The following is a 22,107-nucleotide window of genomic DNA, read 5'->3' on the forward strand; positions in this document are numbered from 1 at the left end:
CTTGACCGGATCGTCCCCCTGGTCGACGACGTCCCACCCCGACGGTCGCGCCACGACTACTGCGCCCTCGAGGCGGCGGGGCCGCCGCCACCGTTGTCGTCGTTGACCTGGAGTGCCTGCGCGAGCTGCTCGTCGGTCTCGGTGTACGTCTCGATCGACGAGTCGAGCATGTCCGCCAGGGCCTTCGCCGAGTCACTGATCTTCTGCCGCTTGTCACCCCAGCGGTGGTCGAAGTCGTGCAGCGCCTTCTGCACGGTGCCGGACCCGATCTCGTCGTCGGACGCGTCGACGCGCTTGTGCGCCTGCTCGAGCGTGCTGTGCACGGTCGTCAGGTCGCTCTGGAGCTCCCCGAGCCCCATCAGGTCGACCAGCAGCTTGTCTGCCACGGAACTGTCCCTCCCCGATCACGAACCGTGGGGCCGGTCCCGGACCGCCCCCCAGTGGAACCGCGACGACCCCGTGCCCCGCGCGATCGCGGGACACGGGGTCGACGACGGTGTCAGCCCTTGAGGCCGGAGGCCAGCGACTCGTCCGTCTCGGACAGGGTCTGCGAGGCCTTGGAGAGGAAGGTCGACAGACCGTCGAGGCCCTGGACGGTCTGGCTCACGCCACGGTTGAACTCGTCGTAGGACTCGCCGAACGCGACCGACGACTTGTCGGTGACGTAGCCGTCGGAGACGAGCTGCTGGATCTTCCGCTGCAGTGCGGAGAGACGGTCCTCGATGTCGGCCTGGCCGGCCTTGAGGTCGGAGGCCGCGGCCTCGAGGTCTGCGTACGAGACGTTGATGTTCGCCACGGTGTGACTCCCTTTCCCCGGAGTTTCGTTCTGTCCCCCCAACGGGGCGTGTGCGGCAGACACTACCATCGTGCTCCTACGTGTAGTCAACGCTACGGGGGAACCTGCCATGACCTTCACCTTCACGATGGTCGACCGGGAGAGCGGCCAGACGGCCAACGTCTACGTGGACGGGGACGAGACGCGAGCGGTGCGCGAGGTCCTGGCCGAGGCCGAGCGGCTCATCGCCACGGACGTCGTCGCCTCGGGCCGGACGCCGGCGTACTTCGTGGGGGAACGGCCGCTCGACCTGTCGGCGACGGTGGCCGGGTCGGGGGTGCGGGCCGGGGTGGTCGTCAGCCGCAGCCTCGAGCAGGTGCCGCCCCCGCCGCTGCGTCCGCTCGGCGACGCCGAGATCCGCATCGTGTCCGGTCTGCACGCCGGCCGGATCGTCCGGGTGGGGACCGGCACCGTGGTCGTCGGGACGGCGCCGGGCGCCCACGTGCGGATCCCGGTCAGCGCCACCGAAGCGGTCGAGGCCGAGGCCTCCGGCACACCGACGGTGCCGGACGTCGCCCTGCTCGTCACGGTCACGGCGGACGGGGCGACGGTGCGCCCGGCGAACGGCTTCGCCGGGGCCGTGCTGGACGGCGAACCCGTCACCGGATCGACCGACTGGCCGGAGACCGCGCAGCTCGCCGTCGGCGGGGTGCTGCTCGGGTTCGGGCGTGCCCCGGACCGCGGCGCGCACCTGTCCCTGGCCGACGACGGCATGGCCCTGGAGTACAACCGGCCGCCGCGCATCCTGCCGCCGGACGAGCACACGCGCTACCAGCTGCCGGCGCCGCCCACCGAGCCGCCGGCGCGGGCACTGCCCGTCCTCATGGCGCTCGCGCCGATGGGCATGGCCGTGATGTTCGTGTCGACCACGGGACGGTGGATCTACCTGCTCGTCGCCCTGCTGTCGCCGATCCTCATGATCATCACGGGCCTCCAGGGCCGCCGCCAGGGCAAGAAGACGTACCGCCAGCGGGTCGTGGAGTACGAGGAGACCAAGGCGAGGATCGAGGCGGACGCGACCGAGAGCCTCCAGTCCGAACGCGCACGCTGGATCGCGAGCGCGCCCGACCCCGCCGCCGTCTACGAGACCGCGGTCACGCCGCTGCCACGCCTGTGGGAGCGACGGCGGACCGACCCCGACCACCTGCTCGTCCGCGTCGGCACCGCGACGCAGCGCTCCGAGGTGACCATCGAGGACCCGGAGCAGCTCTCCCACAAGCGGACCGTCGCCTGGGACGCCACCGACGTGCCGGTGCGCATCCGGCTCGCCGAACGCGGCGTGATCGGCATCGCCGGGCCGGACGACGACGCCCGTCGACTCGCCAACTGGGTCGTCGCGCAGCTCGCGACGCTGCAGAGCCCGAAGGACGTGCGCTTCACGCTGCTCACCGACACGACCCGCACCTCGCTGTGGGAGTGGATGTCCTGGCTGCCGCACGTCCGTCGCGACGGAGCCGACCAGCCGATGACGAGCATCGCCTCGAGCGCCGCGACGACGGCCCGCGCCATCGCCGAGCTCGCCGCGGTCATCGACGCGCGCAAGGAGGCGGGCATCGGGAAGAAGACGCCGCCGGCCGACGAGATCGTCGTCGTGATGGACGGTGCGCGCCGCCTGCGGGCGATGCCGTCGCTCGTGCAGGTCCTCAAGGAGGGGCCGGCGGTCGGGGTGTTCAGCATCTGCCTCGACCTGGACGAGCGGCTGCTGCCCGAGGAGTGCGACGCCGTGGTCGTCGTCCGCGACGACCGGGTGCGCGTCACCCAGCAGCGGACCGAGCGGATCGACGACGCCCGTCCGGACCTCGTCGACCAGGACTGGCTCGAGTGGGTGGCCCGATCGCTGTCGCCCGTCGTCGACGCCAGCCCGGACGCCGAGGACGGTGCGATCCCGTCGTCGGCGCGCCTGCTCGACGTGCTGCAGCTCGAGCCGCCGACCTCCGAGGCGGTGCAGGCCCGCTGGTTGCTCGGCGGACGCAGCACGACCGCCGTCGTCGGCGCCTCGATCGACGGCCCGTTCGCGATCGACCTGCGCAACGACGGGCCGCACGGCCTGGTCGCCGGCACGACCGGGTCCGGCAAGTCCGAGCTGCTGCAGACGATCGTCGCCTCGCTCGCCGTCGCGAACCGGCCCGACGAGATGAACTTCGTGCTCGTCGACTACAAGGGCGGTGCGGCGTTCAAGGACTGCGTGCTCCTGCCGCACACCGTCGGCATGGTCACCGACCTCGACACCCACCAGGTCGAGCGCGCGCTCGAGTCGCTCGGCGCCGAGCTGCGCACCCGGGAGCACGCGCTCGCCGCGGTCGGCGCGAAGGACCTCGAGGACTACCAGGACCTGCAGGCCAAGCGCGCCGCCGCCGGTGGCGAGACCATCGCGAGCATGCCGCGGCTGCTCATCGTCATCGACGAGTTCGCCTCGCTCGCCCGTGAGCTGCCCGACTTCGTCAAGGGGCTCGTGAACATCGCGCAGCGCGGACGCTCGCTCGGCATCCACCTGATCCTCGCCACCCAGCGCCCCGGCGGGGTCGTCTCGCCCGAGATCCGCGCGAACACGAACCTGCGGATCGCGTTGCGGGTCACCGACCAGTCCGAGAGCCAGGACGTCATCGGTGCGAACGACGCCGCGCGGATCGTCAAGACCACACCGGGGCGCGCCTACGTGCGGCTCGGCGCCGCCTCGCTGCTGCCCTTCCAGTCCGGTCGCGTGGGCGGGCGACGACCCGGCACGGACGACCAGGAGGCCCGGCCCGCGCTGGTCCGCGAGCTCACCTTCGCCTCGTACAGCGACCCGGCCCCGCGACCTGCCGCCATCGAGGCGGCGGCCAGCGACGTGGAGGTCACCGACCTGAGCGTCCTGGTCGGGTCCATCGGCGACGCGACCCGCGCGCTCGGCACACCCGCGCAGCGGCAGCCGTGGCTGCCGCCGCTCGGCACGGTCGTCGGGCTCGACGACGTCGAAGCGGCCGGCGACGGCGACCTGCCGGAGCTCGCCGTGGCGTGGGGCGTCGAGGACCACCCGTCCGAGCAGCAGCAGCGGCAGACCGTGTTCGACCTCGACGTGGACGGCCACCTGTTCGTCATCGGGTCCCCACGCTCCGGACGCAGCCAGGCCCTGCGGACACTGGCCGGCGCGATGGCGCTGCGGCTCGGGGTCGGCGACGTGCACCTGTACGGCATCGACTGCGGCAACGGTGCGCTGCTCGCCCTCGCCGGCCTGCCGCACTGCGGCGCGGTCGTGCAGCGGCACGAACCGGACCGGGTCTCGCGCCTGCTCGGCATCCTGCTGCGCACCGTGCAGGACCGGCAGGCGGCGTTCGCGAGCGGCGGGTACTCGTCGATCGCCGAGCAGCGCTCCGACCCCGGCGCGACGCCGCTGCCGCACATCGTCGTCCTGCTCGACCAGTGGGAGAGCTTCATGGCGACCCTGGCCGACGCCGAGAACGGCGCGCTGCACGACGCCGTCCAGACACTCCTGCGCGAGGGCGTCGGCGTCGGCGTGCACCTGGTCGTCTCCGGTGACCGGACCCTGACCTCCGGCCGGATGTCGAGCCAGGTCGAACGGAAGCTGCTGCTCGCCCTCGCCGACCGCGGCGACTACAACTACGAGGGCATCAACGGCAAGAAGCTGCCCGAGTCGATCCCGCCCGGCCGCGGCTTCCGCAACGGCACCGCGACGGAGACACAGGTCGCGGTGCTGCCCGGCGGACTCGGCGGCCGCGACCAGGCCGCGGCGCTCCGCGGCATCGGCGACGAGGTCCGGACCCACGTGCCGGACGACGCGCCGAAGCCGTTCCGGATCGACGTGTTGCCCCGCTCCGTCACCCTCGACGACGCGCTCCGCCACCTGCCGGCGTCCGACGCGGTACCGGGCCGGGTCGCCCTCGGTGTCGGCGGCGACGAGCTCCGGCTGTTCACGCACGACTTCGTGCAGGACACCCCCGTGTTCATCGTCGGCGGCAGCCCGCGCTCGGGCAAGAGCACCGCGCTCCTCGCGATGGCGCGGCACGTGCTCGGCACGGGCGGGTGCGTCGTCGCGGTCACGCCCCGCGACTCGGCGCTCCGCAGCCTGGACGGCAGGCCCGGTGCGACGGTGGTCACCGACGCCGGCATCGGCGCAGAGGGGCTGACCGCCGCGGTCGACGCCGGCGCCGGTCGTTTCACGCTCGTGCTCGTCGACGACGCCGAGGTGCTCAAGGAGACCGCGGCGGAACCCGTGTTCCGGGCGATCCTGGAGTCCGACCGCGGCCGCTCGGTGGGCCTCGTGCTCGGCGGCGACGTCGAGGGCGTCGCGAGCGGCTTCCGCGGCTGGCAGGTCGAGGCGAAGAAGGCCCGGCGGGGCATGCTGCTCGCGCCGCTCAGCACCGTCGACGGCGACCTGATCGGCACGAAGCTCTCGAAGAGCCTGGTCACGCAGGACCGCGTCGCCGGGCGGGCGCTGCTCAACGACGCCGACCAGGCGCTGCGGCTCGTGCAGGTGCCGCTCGACTAGGGTCCGGCGCGCTCGACGTACTGCGGCGGGACGGACAGCGCCAGCGTGACCCGGTCGTGGCCCTCGGCGAACTCGACACCGTCGGCAGCCGCCCGCGCGGCGTCGATGCGGAGCAGGACCGGGTGCGGGGCCTTGCGCCGCCCGGCCTGGAGCGCGAGGTCACGGTCGGTCGTCAGGTGCGCGTACTGCCGGCCCATCGGCAGGAGCCCCTGCTCGAGGATGCGTGCGGCGGCCTCGGGCGACGTCGCGTGCCAGAGCTCGGCAGCGGGTTCGACGCTGCGCTTCAGGATGCGCTCGTCGGTCGAGTGTCCGTACTGCGCGCGGATGCGGTCGTCGTCGTCGACGGCGAAGCGTTGCTTGTCGGACTCCGCGACGACCCGTCGGACGTCGTCCACGGTGACGTCGACACCGGCGCCCTGCAGACCGGCGACCAGTGCGGCCACCGGTACGCTGCCGTCCGGAGCGAGGTCGAGGCCGTAGGCGCCGGGCTCGTGGCGGAGGGCGTGCGACATCGCCTTGCTGATCGTGGTGTCCCGTCGGGTCATCGTGGGTCCTCGTCCTCGTCCTCGGCGAGCCAGGCTGCTCGGTGCTCCTCCATCTCCTCCCACCAGACGTCGAACGACGTCCACTGGCCGCGGTACTCCGTTCCGGGCGCCGCGAACGCGTGGATGACGAGCACGGGTGGGTCGCCGGTGTGGTCGGTGCCCTCGAAGCAGAACACGTCGTCGGTGTCCTGGTGCTTCGCGAACGGAACGAGCGTCCGCGCTGGGAACTGCTCGGCGACGATCTCGGACCAGGCCGCCGTCTGCCCCCGGTACTCGGAGGTCCACATGAACGGGTCGATCTCCGCCAGGGTCGTCCGACCGAGGTCCGCCCGGAAGCGGTCGGGGAACACGAAGCCCGCCGGCGCGGACTGTAGGGCGTCGATCAACCGCTCGTCGGCGGTGGTCAGGAGTCGTTCACGCATCGAGGTCATCCTCCGGACGGGGTGCTCGGTTCGCCCGCCCGGATTCGTTCTGTCCCATCGCGCACGAGATGGGAAGGTGATCCGCGCGTCGGGAGCCGGAAGAACCTGCTGACCATGCGCGGAACGGCCCACCACGCGCGGAACGTCCTCCTACGCGCGGAACTGCCCCACCGCCTCGGAACCGCACGTCAGCCGAGCGGCCCCTCGTCGACCAGGCCGACGGCGGGCTCCGCCCGCAGGGTGTGGCCGCCGAAGACGACGGTGTCGCCGGGCTGCACGGTCGTGCGCTGCGACGGCACGAGCGTCGCGGCCTGGTGGCCCGGGCGGTGGAGTTCGACCCCGTTCGCGGACGCCGCGTCGAGCACCCAGAACGACCCCTCGGCACCGAAGCCGAACTCCAGGTGCGTGCGGCTGAGCAGGCGTTCGGGGTCCTCGAGTGCGATGACGTGCGCGTACCCGCCGTCGGGGTGGGCGCTCGCCGGGTCGCGGCCGACGAGCCCGCCGCCCGAGACGGTCACGCGCTGCTCGTCGTCGAGCACGAGCACGGCGGCTGCCCGCTGCCGCGCGGGGGCGGCCTGGGTCGCGACACCGGAGCCGCCGAGCGGGCGCCCGGGCAGCTGCGCGACGGTGGAGCGGACGCGGTCGGCCGAGGCACGAGGCGCCGGTGGCGGCGTGACCACGGCCCGGGCCAGCTCGCCCTGGTGCGCCATGCGGGCGAGGTCGTCCGCGGTGACCCGTTCGACCACGGGCTCGACGGGCTTCCGCCGCCGCCGGAACGGCCAGAGGCGCATCAGTCGTCCCCGGGACCGACGGCCGCCGAGTCGACGAGCTCGAAGGTGTCGGTGACGGTCTCGAACAGCTCGTAGAGCGGTTCGGCCAGGTCGGTCGCGGGCGAGGAGACGCTCACGAGCGCGACCTGCTCGCCGGCCGGCACGAACGTCTGCATGAGCACGACGTCGAACGAGCCGCGCCCGTCCGGGGCCTGCACGGTGGAGACGCCCCAGACGCGCGGGACCCGGCCCACCCGCGGGACCTCGTGCACGTCGACGTGCATGCCGTCCTCGTCGCCGCCGAGGGCTGCGACGTGGTCGGTGAGCGCCCCGAGCGGGTCGCCACCGGCCTCGGGAGCGGGCAGGACCGTGACCGTGAGGGCGCCGGAGACGATGCCGTCCTCGCTCGGCTCGGCGAACGCGGCGCAGTACCGGGCACCGCTGTCCCAGGCGGACCGCGCGAACCGGCGGAGCACCCGGACGATCTCGGTGCGGTGGTCCCAGAGCTCGCGGTGGTCCTCGATGCGCTCCTGCACGAGGGCCGAGATCCGGTCGTCGCGCCGTTCCGGGTCCACCGGCAGCTCGAACCAGGACCGGGGGACCGTGATGGCGAAGTGGTCGACCGACATGCCCGCTACCGTACCGCGGCGTGTCGACGGGTCGTCCGACGCAGTCCACCGAGCAGCAGCGCGGCGGGCAGCCGCAGCAGGGGCCGGGGGACGACGGCGCGCACGGTCGCGACGAGGCGGACCGTGCGGTCGAACCGGCGCTGCTCCCGCGGCCCCCACGCGAAGCCGTACGCGGCGCGGATCCGCTCCGGCAGCATGCCGACGGTGACGATCCGCACGAGCGGCATCGCGGCACGCACCCAGCGCGGGGCGAACCGCGGGTGCAGCAGGTCCCGCACCACCCCGCGGGCGTCGTCGGTGACCAGGAGCCCGTCGAGGGCGTCCTGCCAGTAGCGGTCGAACGCCGCCACCGAGGTCGGCCAGCGGTCGTCGGGCACCCGGAGCGCGGTGGCGAGCGGCGCGTAGGCGGCGAGGACCTGCTCCGCTCGGGCATCCGAGAACGGGGTGCCGAACAGGTCGTGCGCCCGTCGGGCCGAGTCGAACAGGGTCGCCGCGACCCAGAGCTGCCGGTCGACGTCGTCCGCGCCGGCGACCGGCCGGTGGGCGCGGTCGACGAAGCCGACCGCGGTCGCCGAGTCGGACGCCGTCCCGATGACGACGGCGTAGACGAACATCAGCGTGTGCACGAGCCGCTGCTGCGGCCGCCGTGCGAAGTCGGAGTGCCGTCGGACGCCGGCGGCGACGACGGGGTCGGCGATCTGCAGCAGGATGGCGCGGCCGCCCGCGGCCACGGGCGTGCTGTCGGCGATGCATCGCCGCAGGTCCGGGTCCTGGACGCGGCCGTGCCCGAGACGGGAGGCGCGGCGTGTGTCCGGCGCGCTGCCGTCCGTCCGTCGTGGGGTCACCGCTCGCCCCGTCGGTGGCGGGTGCGCAGGACCGGCACGACGTCCGCGGCGAGGGCCGCGACGAGCGCGACCGCGCCGACGCCGAGGGCGGCGGCGGTCGCGCCGGGGTCCACGGCGGAGCCGCGGGTCACGGCGAGCACGGTGGCGACGAGCCAGATCGCCGGCAGCGGCCAGCGGTGTCGCGGTGCCCCGGCGACGAGCGCTCCGACGACCGCGACCACGAGCAGGGGCAGCCACCGGCCCGCCGGTTCCGACCGGGCGGCGAGGTGCGCGGCGGCGGCGACGAGCAGGAGCGCCGCGATCGCGACGAGCCGTGCGACCGCGGGCCAGCGGTGCAGACCTTTCCGGACGCGACGGAGCACGGCTCGATCGTACCGAGCCGTGCTCCTGGGGTGCCGCGTCAGAGCGGCTTCGTACCGAGGTCGTTGCCGAGGTCCGGACGGTCCTCGTCGCCGTCGTGCTCCCACAGGTCGGGGGAGCCCTCGCGCGGGGCGCCGCCGGTGGGGCCGTCGTCGGAGCCGTCGCCGGGCTGCGGCTCGACGGTCTCGCCGGCGACCGCGTCGTTCGTCACGGTCTCCAGGGACTCCTCGGACTCGTCCACCTCGTACGGGCCGACGTGCTCGCGGTCGATGTCGTCGTCGCGTCGCTGCTGGGCGTCGAGGTCGTCGACGGGGCTGATGCCGGGATCGCTCATGGTGGTTCCTCTCCGTTTGCTGGCTTCCTGCCTACCCGTCGGCGCCTGGTGGCCGTCCGGTTTCGTGTCGTGTTCACCCGGGCGTCACCTGCCGGTCACGCCGCCGGGGCAGCATCGCGGATGCTCGGGGGAGTGGAGCGCGGTCGCCGACGGGTGGTCGAGCGACCGCGCCTTCCCCCACCGCGCCTGGAGCCGACGGGACCGTCAGACCCGCTCGAGCAGCCCGCGTTCCTCGACGTCCGCGATCGCGAGCGTGCGGTAGCCCGCCGACTCGAAGAACACCGTGATGCGGTCCTCCTCGGTGCTCATGACCACACCGGTGCCCCACTCGGCGTGCTCCACGTGGGAGTCCGGCGGCCAGGCGGCGTCGTTCGAGCCGTCCGCCACGTGGGCCGCGGCCTCGTGCGCCGAACCGGAGGAGCAGGTGTCGCAGTTGCCGCAGGGCTCCGGCAGCTCGTCGCCGAAGTACCCGAGCAGGAACTGTCGACGGCAGCCGGTGGTCTCGGCAAGCTGGCGCATCATCGCGATCCGGGACTCCTCGACCCGCTCGCGCTCCGCCGCACGGTCCGCCGTGGCACGCGCGGCGCGGTCCGCCGTGTCCGGGCCGTCCGGCACCCGGGCGACGCCGTCGACGTCGTCGCGGAGCGCTCCCGCGTCGAGCAGGGCGTTGAGCGCTCGTCCGGCGGTGCGGGCGGACAGGCCCGAGGCCTCGGCGATCGCCGACCGGGCGATCGAACCGGTCGCCGGCACGGCGTCGAAGACGGCGCGGACCGAGGCGGGCCGGGGCGAGCCGGACGCGAAGAACGTGCGCAGGCCGAAGTCCTCGGCCCGGTAGTGCAGGGTGGCGCCGGCGGGCTCGGCGTCCCGCCCGGCCCGGCCGATCTCCTGGTAGTACGCGTCGACCGACTCCGGCACGTCGGCGTGCACGACGTACCGGACGTCCGGCTTGTCGATGCCCATCCCGAAGGCGCTCGTCGCGACCACGACGTCGACGTCGCCGTCCAGGAAGCCGGTGTGCACCGACTCCCGCTCCGCCACCCGCATGCCCGCGTGGTACGGCTGCGCCCGACGACCGCGGGCCGCCAGGGCGTCGGCGTACTCCGTCGTCTCGGCCCGGGTGGCGACGTAGACGACCGTCGCCCCGTCGAGGTCGGCGACCTGGTCGACCACGGCCGCCCGCTTGTCGGCGTCCTCGGCGTGCCGGACCACCTCGAGCCGGATGCCGGGGCGGTCGAAGCCCGAGGCGAGCACGAACGGGTCGCGCATGCGGAGCCGGTCCACCACGTCGTCGCGGACGGGCGCGGAGCCCGTCGCCGTCAACGCCAGGACCGGCGGGCGGCCGAGGCGCTCGACGACCTCGCCGAGCGCCAGGTAGTCGGGCCGGAAGTCGTGGCCCCACGACGAGATGCAGTGCGCCTCGTCGACGGCGACCAGCGCGACCCCGGCGTCGTGCAGCTGCTCGATCACGTCGTCCTTGACGAGCTGCTCCGGGGCCAGGAAGACGTACCCGACCTCGCCCGCGGCGACGGCGTCCCAGGCGTCGGCGACGTCACGGGCCTTCCGCGTGGCGTTCATCGCGACGGCGCGGGGTGCGTGCTCGTGGTGCTCGAGTCCGACGACCTGGTCCTCCTGGAGCGCCACGAGGGGTGAGACCACGACGACGATGCCGTCGAGTTCGAGGCCGGCGACCTGGTAGATCGCGGACTTCCCCGAACCGGTCGGCATCACGGCGAGTGCGTCGCGCCCGTCGAGCACGGCGTCGATGACGGATTCCTGGTCGGGGCGGAGGCGCCAGCCGAACACGTCGGCGGCGCGGGTACGGAGAGCTTCGTTCACCGATCCACACTGCCGGGCGCACGCTGGGGGACCGACCCGGGGGTGCGTCCAGCGGCTCTTGCGTGGCGGAGGCGACCCGTGCCTCCCGTTCGTCCACGGATCCCGCGACCCGCGCACCGGGCGTCCACCGACCAGCGCTAGGCTGCGTGGCGGCCGTTGTCTCGACATCGAGCGACCCTCGATGGTGAGTGTGGCGACCGGGTAACCGATGCCGATCGCACGGAACGTGCGGGAAGAAGAACAGCGTGGATCTTTTCGAGTACCAGGCCAGGGACCTCTTCGAGTCCTACGGCGTCCCAGTGTTGCAGGGGATCATCGCCGACACCCCGGACGAGGCGAGAGCGGCGGCCGAGCAGATCGGCGGCGTGGTCGTCGTCAAGGCGCAGGTGAAGGTCGGCGGTCGCGGCAAGGCCGGCGGCGTGAAGGTCGCGAAGACCCCCGACGAGGCGTACGAGCACGCACAGGCCATCCTCGGCCTCGACATCAAGGGCCACACCGTGCAGCGCGTCATGGTCGCCCAGGGCGCGGACATCGCCGAGGAGTTCTACTTCTCGGTCCTGCTCGACCGGGCGAACCGCTCCTACCTGTCGCTCACCAGCGTCGAGGGCGGCATGGAGATCGAGCAGCTCGCGGTCGAGAAGCCCGAGGCGCTCGCCCGCGTCGAGGTGAACCCGCTCACCGGGATCAACAAGGCCGCCGCGCTCGAGATCGCCGCGCAGGCGAACTTCCCGGAGTCGCTCCGCGACCAGGTCGCCGACGTCTTCGTGAAGCTCTACGACGTGTTCGCCGGCGAGGACGCGACCCTGGTCGAGGTGAACCCGCTCGTGCGCACCGGCGACGGGCAGATCCTCGCGCTCGACGGCAAGGTCTCGCTCGACGAGAACGCCGACTTCCGCCACGAGGGCCACGCGCAGCTCGAGGACACCGCCAGCGAGGACCCGCTCGAGGCCAAGGCGAAGGCCCACGGCCTCAACTACGTCAAGCTCGACGGCCAGGTCGGCGTCATCGGCAACGGTGCGGGACTCGTCATGTCGACCCTCGACGTCGTCGCCTACGCCGGTGAGCGCCACGGCGGCGTGAAGCCCGCCAACTTCCTCGACATCGGCGGCGGCGCCTCGGCCGAGGTCATGGCCAACGGCCTCGACGTCATCCTCGGCGACCCGCAGGTGAAGAGCGTCTTCGTGAACGTCTTCGGCGGGATCACCGCCTGCGACGCCGTCGCGAACGGCATCGTCGCCGCGCTCGGCATCCTGGGCGACGCGGCCACCAAGCCGCTCGTCGTGCGCCTCGACGGCAACAACGTGGAAGAGGGTCGTCGGATCCTGACGGAGGCGGCGCACCCGCTCGTCACCGTCGCCGCGACCATGGACGATGCGGCCGAGCAGGCCGCCGAACTCGCCGCCGCAGCGGCCTGAAGGGACTGACCATGTCGATCTTCCTCAACAAGGACTCCAAGGTCATCGTCCAGGGCATCACCGGTGGCGAGGGCACGAAGCACACCGCCCTGATGCTCAAGGCCGGCACCCAGGTCGTCGGTGGCGTCAACGCCCGCAAGGCCGGCACCACCGTCACCCACGGCGACGTCGAGCTGCCCGTCTTCGGCTCGGTGCGCGAGGCCATCGACACCACCGGTGCCGACGTCTCCATCGTCTTCGTGCCGCCGGCGTTCGCGAAGGACGCCGTGATGGAGGCCATCGACGCCGAGATCCCGCTCGTCGTCGTCATCACCGAGGGCATCCCGGTGCAGGACTCCGCCGCGTTCTGGGCGCACGCGAAGGCCCTGGGCGGGAAGACCCGGATCATCGGCCCGAACTGCCCCGGCATCATCACCCCCGGGGAGTCGCTCGTCGGCATCACCCCGGCGACGATCACCGGCAAGGGCCCGATCGGCCTCGTGTCGAAGTCGGGCACCCTGACCTACCAGATGATGTACGAGCTGCGTGACCTGGGCTTCTCGACCGCCATCGGCATCGGCGGCGACCCGGTCATCGGCACCACGCACATCGACGCGCTCGCCGCGTTCGAGGCAGACCCCGAGACCGAGGCGATCGTGATGATCGGCGAGATCGGCGGCGACGCCGAGGAACGCGCCGCCGACTACATCAAGGCGCACGTCACCAAGCCGGTCGTCGGCTACGTCGCGGGCTTCACCGCGCCGGAGGGCAAGACGATGGGCCACGCCGGAGCGATCGTGTCCGGCTCGGCCGGCACCGCCGAGGCGAAGAAGCAGGCGCTCGAGGCCGCCGGGGTCAAGGTCGGCAAGACGCCGTCCGAGACCGCCGCGCTGCTGCGCGAGGTGGTCGCCGCGAAGTAGCGGCCACCGCCCGGCAGACGGATCGGGACGAAGCCGGGAGGCTCGGTGCGGGTTCCGCACCGAGCCTCCCGTCGTCGGGGCGGCCGCCCGCCCGCGTGTCGCCCCGAAGTGGGGGCACGTGGAGCCCCCGGAGCGGGGTGGGGACTGCTTTGATGAGCGCGCCCCTCCGACCCGAACGAAGGCCCACTCGTCCCCATGCACAACGCACTGCGCGCACGCACGCTCGCGCTCGGCATCGTGGTCAGCACGTTCGCCGCTGCCGCTGCCGTCGCCGTCGCCACGGCCGTCCCGGCTTCCGCCTCGACCACCGATTCGTCCGTCACCTTCCCGGCCACCGGTGCCGTCCAGACGTGGACCGTCCCGGCGGGCGTCGACCGCGTCTACGTCGACATCGCCGGCGCCCAGGGCGGTGCCGGCTACGACGGCGGTGCCGCCGGAGCCGAGCTCACCGGCACACTGCCGGTGACCCCCGGCCAGCAGCTCAAGATCCTCGTCGGCACGATGGGCGCGAACGGTCGCCAGTACCAGACCGGCGGTGGCGGTGGCGGTGGCTCGTTCATCTACACCACGCCCGACCAGGCCGGCATCCTCGCCGCGGCCGGCGGTGGCGGCGGTACCGGCTCGAACCGCTACGGCTACCCGGCGACCACCACGACGACCGCGAACCCCGGCGACAACGGCGGCGGCGCCGGTGGCACGGCTGGTGGCGGCGGTGGCGGCGGCTCGAACGCCGGCGGCGGTGGCGGTCTCCTCGGCAACGGCGCCGGCAGCGGTGCGGGACTCTCAGTGGCGGCCGGCGGCGCCGGCGGCAGCGCCGCGCGCAGCGGTGGCTTCGGCGGCGGTGGCGGTTCCAACGGGAACTCGGCCGGTGGCGGCGGTGGCTACAGCGGCGGCGGCGCCGGTGCGTTCGTCAACGGCGGTGCCGGTGGCGGCGGTGGCGGCAGCTCCTACTTCGCCGGCGAGCTCTCCGGCGCGATCGCGAACCACGGCGGCAACGGCTCCGTCACCATCGCGTGGCCGTCGAAGCTCACGCTCGTGTCGCCGGCCAACGGCTTCGCGGGCGACCGGATCGTCATCACCGGCTCCGGTCTCGCCGGCTCGACCGTCCGCGTCGCGGGCGTCGCGGCACCCGTGCGCTCCTCCACGGACACCGAGATCGTGGCCACCGTCCCGGTGCAGCAGAACCTGCCCGGCGGGCCGCAGCGCGTCGAGGTCACCACGATCAGCGGCGTGACCTACCCCGTCGTCGGGGCCTTCACGTACACCCCGGCACCGAACGTCTCCGCCGTCTCGCCGGGCACCGTCCAACGCGGCGCGCAGCGGACGGTCACGATCACCGGCTCCGGCTTCACGGGGGCGACCGCCGTCCGCTTCGGCACCACGCCCGCCGCGTCGTTCGTGGTCGCGTCCGACACGAGGGTCACCGCGGTCGTCCCGGCCGACATCCCGGTGGGCACGGTCGACACGACCGTCACGAACCCGAGCGGTACGAGCGCGACCGGCGACGCGGACCGGCTCGTCGTCACCGCGGCGACCGTCGTGGTCGCACCCGCCACGCTCCCGGCACCCCAGGTCGGTGCGGCCTACTCGCAGCAGCTCAGCGCCTCGGGCGGCAACGCGCCGTACCGGTTCGCGGTCACGGCCGGGGTGCTCCCCGCAGGCCTGACGCTGAGCGCCGGCGGTGTGCTGAGCGGCACCCCGACCGAGGCCACGACGACGGTGTTCACCGTCACGGCCACCGACGCCAACGGCGACACGGGCTCCCGCGCCTACAGCTCCGCGGTGCGCGTGGCCGTCCCGACGGTCTCCGAGGTCTCGCCCGCGTCGGGCGTGGTCTACGGCGGCACGACGGCGACGATCCGCGGCACCGGGTTCACCGGCGCCACCGCCGTCTCGTTCGGTGACGCAGCGGCCGCGTCGTACACGGTCGGCTCCGACACCGAGATCACCGCCGTCACCCCGGCGTCCTCGGAGGGCGTCGTCGACGTGACCGTCACCACGTCCGGCGGCACCAGTGCGACGAGCGAGGCGGGCCGCTTCCGCTTCACCGCACCCGTCATCACGGTCAGCCCGACCGAGCTGCCCGACGGCAAGCAGGGGGCCCCGTACGCGCAGGCCCTCACGGCCTCGGGCGACCGGAGCGACACGTACACCTTCGCGGTGACCGACGGCGCCCTGCCGGCGGGCATCGAGCTCGAGGCCGACGGCACGCTCACCGGGATCCCGACCGTGTCCGGCTCGTCCGCGTTCACCGTCACGGCGACCGGCGGCGACGGCTTCACGGGCAGCGTCGACCACACCCTGGTCGTCGCGTCCTCCGTGCCGACCATCACCGCCGTGTCCCCGGCGACGGGCGACGCCGGCGACGCCGTGACGGTCTCGGGCACCGACCTCGACCGTGCCACCGTCACCATCGGCGGCGTCGAGGCCCGGGTCGACACGACGGCGACGAACACGTCGACCTCGCTCACCGTGCTCGCGCCGGAGTCGGAGCCGCGGGCCGCGGACGACGCCGTCGACGTCGTCGTGACGAACCCCTGGGGTGCGGCACGGGCCGCCGGCGCGTTCACCTACGCCACGACGCCGGCCCTGACGATCGACGCCGGCTTCCGCGCCGGTGACGCGGTGGACGGCGCCCGGTTCGCGATCCACGCCTCGGGCTTCGCCGCCGGGCAGGACGTCGAGGCCGTCGTGCACTCCACGCCGACCACGGTCTACACCGGCACGACGTCGGACGCGGGTGCGCTCGACGCGACCGCCGCGCTCCCGGCGCTCGAGGCCGGCAGCCACGAGCTCGTCGTCACCGCCGGTGCGCGGACGGCGCGGCTCTGGTTCGCGGTGGACGCCGACGGCACGGTGACCGGCGTCTCCGCATCGGGTCCGGTCGCCCCGGTCGCCACCGAGGAGCCCTCCGAGGATCCCACCGCCGAGCCGACCGACCCGGCGGCACCCGGCGCCCCGGCGCCCTCGGCGACGCCCGGTGCGGTCCCGGCACGGGGCGACGACGACGGTGCGCTCGCCTGGACGGGTGCCGAGGTCCGTGGTCCGCTCCTGGCCGCCGGGCTGCTGGTCCTCGCCGGCCTCGGGACAGCGCTCGTCGCCCGTCGCCGCCGCGCGGTGCGCTGACGGTCGTCACCCGGCACGGACGGGAGGCCCCCCACCAACAGGTGGGGGGCCTCCCGTCGTCCGCGGTGCCACCGCGCCACCTGCGAGGGCGCGTCGCACGATCACCGGCGTTTTGCCGGAGCGGCCGCGCGCCGGGGCCGGACGGACGAGCGACGGCCGTATCCTCGCTGCGATGAACCGCCTGGGAACCGCTCTGCTCGCCGCGATCGAGGCGGTCGTGACGGTCGGCGTCGGCATCGGGATCGCCCTCGTCCCGCTCACGCTCCTGTGGGGCTTCGAGTACGGCCTGCAGGTCGACTGGGACGTGTTCTGGAAGGCCACCGGCAGCGTCTGGCTCGTCGGCCACGGCGTCGACGTGACGTTCCTGCTCGGTGCCGCGGCCGCGAAGAGCACCGGGATACCCGGCGCCGGCGACCCCGTCCACGTGACGATCGCCGCGCTCGGCTTCGCGGTCGTCACCGCGTGGCTCGGCGGCCGTGCCGGACGGCGCTTCGCGGAGACCGAGCACCGCACCACCGGGCTGCTCGTCGGCACCGCCGCCGTCGCCCTGCTCGGCCTCGCCGTCGCGGCGACCTCGACCTCGGCGGCCACCCGGCCGACGATCTGGCAGGCGGTGGTGCTGCCGGCGCTCTGGTTCGGCATCCCGGCGCTCTGGACCTCCGAGGTCTGCCGCCGCCGACGCGGGCTGCCCGCCGACGCCGGTACCCAACGGCTGCTCGACCTGCTCGACCGGGTCCCCGCCGTGTGGCGCGCCGTGGTCGGCTTCGGACTGCGCGCGGGCACCGCCGCCACCGCGGTCGTCGTCGCGGTCGCCGGGCTCGTCGTCGGCCTGCTGCTCTTCACCTCGTTCGCCGAGGTCATCACCCTGTACGAGCAGTCCCACGCCGGCGTCGTCGGCGGCGTGGCCATCACGGTCGGACAACTCGCCTTCCTGCCGGACCTGGTCGGCTGGGCCACGTCGTGGCTCGTCGGTCCTGGCTTCGCCATCGGCACGGGGTCGAGCGTGTCGCCGATCGCGACGACGCTCGGGCCGATCCCGGGGCTGCCGGTGTTCGGCGCGCTGCCGACCTCAGGCCACACCTTCGGGCTGGTCTGGGTGCTCGTGCCCGTCGTCGCCGGGTTCGCCGTCGGCGGGGCGATGCGGCCGCGGCTCGTCCGGGCACTCGGCACTGCCGACTCGGCGCTGCACCGTGCCCTGGGCGGCGTCGTCACGGGGCTCGTCGCCGGCGTCGCGACCGGCCTGGTCGCCTGGCTGTCGTCGGGGTCCCTCGGCCCCGGCCGGCTGGCCGACGTCGGTCCGCACGCGCTCACCGTCGGTGCGTTCGCCGCGCTCGAGGTCGGGGTGCCGGCGATCCTCGCGCTCGCCGCCGGCAGCGACCTGGTGCGGTTCCCGGAGCGGGGCCGCGAGCGCTGGACCGAGGCCGACCACGACGACGAGCACGCCGCTGCGGCCGACGCCCACGCCGGCTCGCTGCTGGCAGCCCTGGACCGGGCGGGCGCCGGACGGACCACCGACGTGCACCGCTTCGTGGTCGAGGAGTCGCACGACGGTGCCACCGTCGCGGCAGCGGACCGGGCGGGCGCGGCCCTGCCGACCGAGCCCGTGTCCGACGACCACGTCGTCCGCGACACCGACCACGACGTCGCACTGCCGGCCTGGGCGGCGACCGACACCGTCGCCGCCGACCGCGTCACCGAGGCGCCGTCGGACGGACGTCGGAGCGGCGGCGGCGCCGCTCTGGCTGGCCTGCGCGACCGGCTGTCCGACGCCGCCGGCTCGGTCCGGCAGCGCGCCGGCGGCCTGCGCGGGCGTGCAGCCGGACTGCGCGACCGCGTGGCCGGGCAGCGGGACGGCTCGGAGCGCACGGCGGCCGAGCGGCCGGCGGCCACACCGGAGCGGGACCGCACCGACGCCCAGCCCGCGTTCCCCTGGAGCACCGAGGAGTTCGTCGCGGGTCGTGACGACGTCGAGGACGCGGAACCGGTCGTGGAGGTGCACGGCGACCGGCCGGGGCGGAGCGCGCAGCCGGCCCGCCAGACGACCTGGGACGCCACCGACCAGATCCCCGAGGACGAGCTGCCCTGGTGGCGCCGTCCGAAGGACGATCACTGACGGAGGTGTTCGTCAGCGCTGACCATGTCGGCGGATGAGGGCCGCTCCGGTACAGAGGATCGCCGCGAACAAGCACACCGCCGCGGCTGCTGGATGGAACCACGAACCACTCGACGAAGCAGTTGCCCCGACGACAGCCCCGAGCACGACCAGCCCGAGGCTCACGGTGATGGCGAACGGGACACCGCCGACGATCCTGCGCACTGCTCTCCCGTTCACTACGCGCATCGCGGCTTGACCCGACCGCCGGCAAAGGGGTACACGCGGAGCGCCTTCGTCCCGCAGCGGATGGCGCCGTTGCCGGTGATCGCAACGGTCGCCATGGTGATGATCGCACCGGTGATCACGCAGAAGGCCGGACCTCCGACAGCGCACAGTCCGGCGCCGAAGCCGAAGGCTGCTCCATTGATGATCATGTTCTGGTCGGTCGCGTTGAACGAGACGTAGGCGCCCCTGGTGTCCTTCCCGACGCCGATCCGCTGGTCATCGCTCTGCTGGACGAGCTCGAACTCGAACCCTTCCCCGAGGTCGATGGTGGTGGTGACCGTGCCGTTCGGGGCGCTCGTCTGCTTCTTCACGAGGCCGGCTCCGTCCGCTTCAGCGATGGCCTGAGCAATCTCGGTCGGTGAGACCTCCGCCAGGCGCTCGTAGGCATTCGCCGGGACGGTCTGTTCGACCGCGGTCGCTGGTGACGCGAACGTCAGACCTCCGGCGATCAGGACAGTCGAGAGTGCGATCCCGGTGAGGGAAGCGCGGAAATTCGTCATTGTTTCCCCTTGATCAGGGGCTGCCGCCTTGCAGCCCACGGCGCAAAGGTAGTGTTCCAGCAGGTAGACGGCAACATGTGACGTTTTCCAATCGTTGCCGCGTCTGTCCACGCGACCGCCGGTCCCGCTAGGGTTGGTGCCGTGCTCGAACTGGTCGTCCTGATCTCCGGTACCGGGTCGAACCTCCGAGCCCTGCTCGAAGCGACCTTCGACGCCGAGTACCCCGCCCGTGTCGTCGCCATCGGGGCCGACCGCGACGCCGAGGGCCTCGGGCTGGGCGAGGAGTTCTCGATCCCGACGTTCACGGTGCCGTTCTCCCGCTACGCGACCCGTGCCGAGTGGGGTGAGGCGCTCGCGGAGCAGATCCGCCCGTGGTCGCCCGACCTGCTCGTCCTGTCCGGTCTCATGCGACTGCTGCCGCCCGCGGTGGTGTCCGAGTTCGCCCCGGCGATCATCAACACGCACCCCGCGTACCTGCCCGAGTTCCCCGGCGCCCACGGCGTCCGCGACGCGTTGGCGGCGGGCGTCACCGAGACCGGCGCGAGCGTCATCACCGTCGACGACGGGGTGGACAGCGGCCCGATCCTCGCGCAGGAACGCGTCCCGGTGCTGCCGGGCGACACCGAGTCGACGCTGCACGACCGCATCAAGCCGGTCGAGCGTCGCCTGCTCATCCAGACCATCCTCGACATCGCCAACGGCACCACCGACCTGAAGGACACCCCGAGCGCATGAGCGTGCACGCAGCCGACCCCAGCCTCTACCGCGACCGCGACGTCGTCCCGGTGCGCCGGGCCCTCATCTCGGTGAGCGACAAGTCCGGCCTGCTCGAGCTCGCCGGCGCCCTGGCCGAGTCCGGCGTCGAGATCGTGTCGACGGGCTCCACCGCCCAGGCCATCCGCGACGCCGGGTTCCCGGTCACCGGGGTCGAGGACGTCACCGGCTTCCCGGAGTCGCTCGACGGGCGCGTGAAGACCCTGCATCCCTCGGTGCACGCGGGCCTGCTCGCCGACCTGCGGCTCGAGTCGCACGAGCAGCAGCTCGCCGACCTCGGCATCGCGCCCTTCGAGCTCGTCGTCGTGAACCTGTACCCGTTCGTCGAGACGGTCGCCTCGGGCGCCGACACCGGCACGGTGGTCGAGAACGTCGACATCGGCGGCCCGGCGATGGTCCGTGCGTCGGCGAAGAACCACCCGAACGTCGCGATCGTCGTGTCCCCGGCGTCCTACGCCGAGGTCGTCGAGGCCGTCCGTGCCGGCGGCACCCCGCTCGAGCTGCGCAAGCGCCTCGCCGCCCAGGCCTTCGCGCACACGGCGGCCTACGACACCGCCGTCGCGAGCTACTTCGCGAGCGACGTCGTCGCGGCCGCCGCCGCCGCGACGACCGGCACCGACCTCGAGACGCCGGGCACCTTCGACGAGCAGCTGTCGCTCACGGCCGAGCTGTCCGCCACGCTCCGCTACGGGGAGAACGCCCACCAGGCCGCCGCGCTGTACACGCTGCCCGACGGCACCGGCATCGCGCAGGCGACGCAGCTGCACGGCAAGGAGATGTCGTACAACAACTACGTCGACGCCGACGCCGCCGTGCGGGCCGCGTTCGACTTCGACGAGCCGGCGGTGGCGATCATCAAGCACGCCAACCCGTGCGGCATCGCGATCGCCCCGGCCGACGCCGCCGACCCGATCGCCTCCGCGCACGCGGCCGCGCACGCCTGCGACCCGCTCTCGGCGTTCGGCGGGGTCATCGCCGCGAACCGCACCGTGACGAAGCAGATGGCCGAGACGGTGCAGGACATCTTCACCGAGGTCGTCGTCGCCCCGGCGTTCGACCCCGAGGCCCTCGAGATCCTGTCGCGGAAGAAGAACATCCGCCTGCTCACGCTGCCGTCGGGCTTCGCGCTCGCCGACCGCGAGGTCAAGCAGGTCTCCGGCGGCTTCCTCGTGCAGGACGCCGACCGCTTCACCGGCTTCGACCAGTCCACGTGGACCCTGGTCGCCGGCGAGCCGGCCGACGAGCAGACCCTCGTCGACCTGGCGTTCGCGTGGAAGGCGAGCCGCTCGGTGAAGTCGAACGCGATCCTGCTGGCGAACCAGGGCGCGAGCGTCGGTGTCGGCATGGGCCAGGTCAACCGGGTCGACTCCTGCCACCTCGCGGTGGACCGTGCGGGGGACCGTGCGGCCGGCAGCGTCGCGGCGTCGGACGCGTTCTTCCCGTTCGCCGACGGCCTGCAGGTCCTGCTCGACGCCGGCGTGCGCGCGGTCGCCCAGCCCGGTGGCAGCGTCCGTGACGACGAGGTCGTCGCCGCGGCGCAGGCCGCCGGCGTGACGATGTACTTCACGGGCGAGCGGCACTTCTTCCACTGAGCGGCACTTCGTCCACTGATCGGACGAATTCGTGGCGCACCATTGCGCACGGCGTCCTCCTGTGAATAGTCTGTAAGGCTCCGCGGCAGGCAGTCGACGGTCCCTCGGGATCGGCGGCACCGCGGACACCACGGAGACGAAGACGACGACTGGAGTGACGATGGACGACACGACCGGAACAGTGGCGATGGCTGCCCGTGCGGGTCTGGAGTCCGTCGTGGGGACCGCTCCCGCACGACGATCCCTGATCGCCCCGCGACCCCGCGTCGCGGCCGCCGCCTAGTCGGGCCGTCCCCACGGCCTCGCGGCGCCGGTCGACGGCGTCGCGGACCACCCGCCTGAACCCGGGGGACGACCAT

Annotated in this window: 18 protein-coding genes; 7 read left to right on the forward strand and 11 right to left on the reverse strand. The window is 73.4% G+C overall.

Annotated elements, in window-relative coordinates; all coding sequences use genetic code 11:
- Positions 1–56: 56 nt before the first annotated feature.
- On the reverse strand, positions 57–386 hold the full coding sequence (locus tag BIU94_RS02645; RefSeq protein ID WP_071253949.1) for a type VII secretion target: 330 nt from the start codon (positions 384–386) through the stop codon (positions 57–59).
- A 113-nt stretch (positions 387–499) separates the two neighbouring features.
- Entirely contained in the window at positions 500–796 is a 297-nt protein-coding gene (locus tag BIU94_RS02650; protein WP_071253951.1) for a WXG100 family type VII secretion target, read from the reverse strand.
- A 109-nt stretch (positions 797–905) separates the two neighbouring features.
- Here BIU94_RS02650 and BIU94_RS02655 point away from each other — a divergent pair, with 109 nt between their 5' ends.
- A complete protein-coding gene (locus BIU94_RS02655) occupies positions 906–5,321 on the forward strand; it encodes an FtsK/SpoIIIE domain-containing protein (protein WP_071253953.1) in 4,416 nt (1,471 codons plus the stop codon).
- Here the strand turns inward: BIU94_RS02655 and BIU94_RS02660 are convergent.
- From BIU94_RS02660 to BIU94_RS02695, 8 genes are all read right to left on the reverse strand, one after another.
- Complete coding sequence (locus BIU94_RS02660) at positions 5,318–5,866, reverse strand: RNA 2'-phosphotransferase (protein ID WP_071253955.1); 549 nt, start codon at positions 5,864–5,866, stop codon at positions 5,318–5,320. The two genes, BIU94_RS02655 and BIU94_RS02660, sit on opposite strands and share 4 nt — an antisense overlap.
- Positions 5,863–6,288 (reverse strand): hypothetical protein, encoded by a 426-nt coding sequence (locus BIU94_RS02665; RefSeq protein ID WP_139196254.1) that lies wholly within the window; start codon positions 6,286–6,288, stop codon positions 5,863–5,865. The genes BIU94_RS02660 and BIU94_RS02665 overlap by 4 nt, the downstream gene beginning before the upstream one ends.
- Positions 6,289–6,476: 188 nt before the next feature.
- A complete protein-coding gene (locus BIU94_RS02670) occupies positions 6,477–7,079 on the reverse strand; it encodes an FHA domain-containing protein (RefSeq protein WP_071253959.1) in 603 nt (200 codons plus the stop codon).
- Positions 7,079–7,687: a hypothetical protein gene (locus tag BIU94_RS02675; RefSeq protein ID WP_071253961.1), complete on the reverse strand. Its 609-nt coding sequence runs from the start codon at positions 7,685–7,687 to the stop codon at positions 7,079–7,081. Before BIU94_RS02675 ends, BIU94_RS02670 begins: the two co-directional genes overlap by 1 nt.
- A gap of 5 nt (positions 7,688–7,692) precedes the next feature.
- A complete protein-coding gene (locus BIU94_RS02680; RefSeq protein WP_083404542.1) occupies positions 7,693–8,532 on the reverse strand; it encodes an oxygenase MpaB family protein in 840 nt (279 codons plus the stop codon).
- Positions 8,529–8,894: a hypothetical protein gene (locus tag BIU94_RS17640; RefSeq protein ID WP_071253963.1), complete on the reverse strand. Its 366-nt coding sequence runs from the start codon at positions 8,892–8,894 to the stop codon at positions 8,529–8,531. The genes BIU94_RS02680 and BIU94_RS17640 overlap by 4 nt, the downstream gene beginning before the upstream one ends.
- 38 nt (positions 8,895–8,932) lie before the next feature.
- A complete protein-coding gene (locus BIU94_RS02690; RefSeq protein ID WP_071253965.1) occupies positions 8,933–9,226 on the reverse strand; it encodes a hypothetical protein in 294 nt (97 codons plus the stop codon).
- Positions 9,227–9,430: 204 nt separating this feature from the next.
- Positions 9,431–11,062 carry a RecQ family ATP-dependent DNA helicase gene (locus BIU94_RS02695; RefSeq protein ID WP_071253967.1) on the reverse strand — a complete coding sequence of 544 codons (1,632 nt, stop codon included), beginning with the start codon at positions 11,060–11,062 and terminating at the stop codon, positions 9,431–9,433.
- 245 nt (positions 11,063–11,307) lie between these two features.
- Here BIU94_RS02695 and sucC point away from each other — a divergent pair, with 245 nt between their 5' ends.
- From sucC to BIU94_RS17650, 4 genes are all read left to right on the forward strand, one after another.
- Entirely contained in the window at positions 11,308–12,477 is a 1,170-nt protein-coding gene (sucC, locus tag BIU94_RS02700) for an ADP-forming succinate--CoA ligase subunit beta (RefSeq protein WP_071253969.1), read from the forward strand.
- Between the two features lie 11 nt (positions 12,478–12,488).
- The gene (sucD, locus tag BIU94_RS02705; protein WP_071253971.1) at positions 12,489–13,376 is read left to right on the forward strand and encodes a succinate--CoA ligase subunit alpha; all 888 of its coding nucleotides are present in this window, start codon (positions 12,489–12,491) and stop codon (positions 13,374–13,376) included.
- A 195-nt stretch (positions 13,377–13,571) separates the two neighbouring features.
- Entirely contained in the window at positions 13,572–16,502 is a 2,931-nt protein-coding gene (locus BIU94_RS17645; protein ID WP_071253974.1) for an IPT/TIG domain-containing protein, read from the forward strand.
- Positions 16,503–16,674: 172 nt separating this feature from the next.
- Positions 16,675–18,615: a DUF6350 family protein gene (locus BIU94_RS17650; RefSeq protein WP_071253976.1), complete on the forward strand. Its 1,941-nt coding sequence runs from the start codon at positions 16,675–16,677 to the stop codon at positions 18,613–18,615.
- A gap of 218 nt (positions 18,616–18,833) precedes the next feature.
- Here the strand turns inward: BIU94_RS17650 and BIU94_RS02720 are convergent, their stop codons facing one another.
- Complete coding sequence (locus BIU94_RS02720; protein ID WP_071253978.1) at positions 18,834–19,382, reverse strand: hypothetical protein; 549 nt, start codon at positions 19,380–19,382, stop codon at positions 18,834–18,836.
- Positions 19,383–19,523: 141 nt separating this feature from the next.
- On the opposite strand from BIU94_RS02720, the gene purN reads away from it, so the two are divergent.
- Together purN and purH are read left to right on the forward strand one after the other, a co-directional pair.
- On the forward strand, positions 19,524–20,117 hold the full coding sequence (purN, locus tag BIU94_RS02725) for a phosphoribosylglycinamide formyltransferase (RefSeq protein WP_071253981.1): 594 nt from the start codon (positions 19,524–19,526) through the stop codon (positions 20,115–20,117).
- A complete protein-coding gene (gene purH, locus BIU94_RS02730) occupies positions 20,114–21,748 on the forward strand; it encodes a bifunctional phosphoribosylaminoimidazolecarboxamide formyltransferase/IMP cyclohydrolase (protein WP_071253983.1) in 1,635 nt (544 codons plus the stop codon). The genes purN and purH overlap by 4 nt, the downstream gene beginning before the upstream one ends.
- Positions 21,749–22,107 lie beyond the last annotated feature (359 nt).

The sequence above is a fragment of the Curtobacterium sp. MMLR14_006 genome, assembly GCF_001864985.1.
In the GTDB taxonomy this organism is placed as follows: domain Bacteria; phylum Actinomycetota; class Actinomycetes; order Actinomycetales; family Microbacteriaceae; genus Curtobacterium.

Excerpts from the sequence above, each read along its gene's own strand:
- BIU94_RS02690 (WP_071253965.1), bottom strand. The coding sequence starts at position 9,226 with ATGAGCGATCCCGGCATCAGCCCCGTCGACGACCTCGACGCCCAGCAG.
- sucD (WP_071253971.1), top strand. The coding sequence starts at position 12,489 with ATGTCGATCTTCCTCAACAAGGACTCCAAGGTCATCGTCCAGGGCATC.
- BIU94_RS02655 (WP_071253953.1), top strand. The coding sequence starts at position 906 with ATGACCTTCACCTTCACGATGGTCGACCGGGAGAGCGGCCAGACGGCC.
- BIU94_RS17650 (WP_071253976.1), top strand. The coding sequence starts at position 16,675 with ATGAACCGCCTGGGAACCGCTCTGCTCGCCGCGATCGAGGCGGTCGTG.
- BIU94_RS02675 (WP_071253961.1), bottom strand. The coding sequence starts at position 7,687 with ATGTCGGTCGACCACTTCGCCATCACGGTCCCCCGGTCCTGGTTCGAG.
- BIU94_RS02720 (WP_071253978.1), bottom strand. The coding sequence starts at position 19,382 with ATGACGAATTTCCGCGCTTCCCTCACCGGGATCGCACTCTCGACTGTC.
- BIU94_RS17645 (WP_071253974.1), top strand. The coding sequence starts at position 13,572 with ATGCACAACGCACTGCGCGCACGCACGCTCGCGCTCGGCATCGTGGTC.
- BIU94_RS02660 (WP_071253955.1), bottom strand. The coding sequence starts at position 5,866 with ATGACCCGACGGGACACCACGATCAGCAAGGCGATGTCGCACGCCCTC.
- BIU94_RS02670 (WP_071253959.1), bottom strand. The coding sequence starts at position 7,079 with ATGCGCCTCTGGCCGTTCCGGCGGCGGCGGAAGCCCGTCGAGCCCGTG.
- BIU94_RS02665 (WP_139196254.1), bottom strand. The coding sequence starts at position 6,288 with ATGCGTGAACGACTCCTGACCACCGCCGACGAGCGGTTGATCGACGCC.
- purH (WP_071253983.1), top strand. The coding sequence starts at position 20,114 with ATGAGCGTGCACGCAGCCGACCCCAGCCTCTACCGCGACCGCGACGTC.